This is a genomic window from Micromonospora sp. NPDC049366 (assembly GCF_044466625.1).
Taxonomy (GTDB): domain Bacteria; phylum Actinomycetota; class Actinomycetes; order Mycobacteriales; family Micromonosporaceae; genus Micromonospora.
In genome coordinates, this window is sequence record NZ_JBITMV010000061.1 from 1 (window position 1) to 1155 (window position 1155).

Sequence of the window (1155 nt, forward strand, 5' to 3'; positions counted from 1 at the left end):
CGCAACTTCACGGGGCTAGTCGCATCCTGTTTGGGCTGGTTGGTGGCTCTTGACGTGGCGGTGTGAGGTGTTTTCTCGCTGGCTGGGTGGTTGTTGATCTTCGTGTTGATCGTCTGTCTGGTGTGGGGTTCAGCGGGTGATCTCGGTGTGGGTGAGCACGAGTAGTGCTCGTATCAGGGTGGTGGCGTCGCTGCGCCAGTCGTGACGCAGGCGGGTGAGGATGCGCCAGTTCTTCAGGTGGGCGTGGGCGTGTTCGTTGGCGACGCGTTCGCGGGCGATGAGGGCGTTGGTGGTCTCCTCGCCGGGGGTGAGGGGGCGTAGGCGGGCGGCGCGGCGGCCGACGATGACGCTCGGGTCGGTGTCGGGCTGGTCGTCGAGGCGGGTGTGGAATCGGTCGCCGATGACGGCGAGGTGATGCCGGCGCAGTCGGGCGGGCAGGCGTAGGCGTTTGGCCTGGGTGCTCTCGTGTAGTCGGGCTGGTTGTGCCGCGGAGCTCCAGAGCAGCCGGCCGTGTTGGTCGGCCAGAGTGATCACCCGCAGGTGGTGGGCTTTGTGTTTCGGGCACCAGAACCGTTTCTCGCGCCGGCCGGCGGGGGCGTGCACCGGGATGCACGTCCCGTCGAGCAGCACCACCGGGTCCTCATCCGCGCGGCGGGCGGCCAAGACCCGGTCCAGGCGGGGCGCCATCCGAGCCAGAACAGTCACGACCTGTTTGACCCAGCGGCGAACGCTGTGGTGTGACACCCCGTAGGCGGCGGCCAGGTCGGCGGGTCGTTCGCCGTGACGCAGGACGGCCAGCACGATCAAGGCGGTGCTCAGGTCGGGCAGTTTGCGCCATCGTGACTTCACGGCCGCGCGGTGGATCCTCAAGGCCTGACCAGCGAGGGCGAGGCTCTGGGTCGACAACGGCAGCCGGACTTGGTAAACCAGTGCGTGGCCCTCGGCGGGCGCATTGATGTGTGTCACGACCTGAGATCCTCGCCGAGGTCTCCTCATGCCCGATGACGCCACGCCGCACCCACACCCCACACCCCTGACCCCGGCAGATGATCACGTCATAGATCAACACAGGCGCGGCCAGCGGCCGGACCCCACCACGAGCCCCGTCAACCCTCGCCGACCAGCACCAACAGGATGCAACTAGCCCCCAGAAGT

1 protein-coding gene is annotated in these 1155 nt (G+C 67.7%); it reads right to left on the reverse strand.

Going from position 1 to position 1155, the window contains the following annotated elements; translation table 11 throughout:
* Positions 1-129: 129 nt before the first annotated feature.
* A complete protein-coding gene (locus ACIBTV_RS31430) occupies positions 130-849 on the reverse strand; it encodes a transposase family protein (RefSeq protein WP_396710823.1) in 720 nt (239 codons plus the stop codon).
* Positions 850-1155 lie beyond the last annotated feature (306 nt).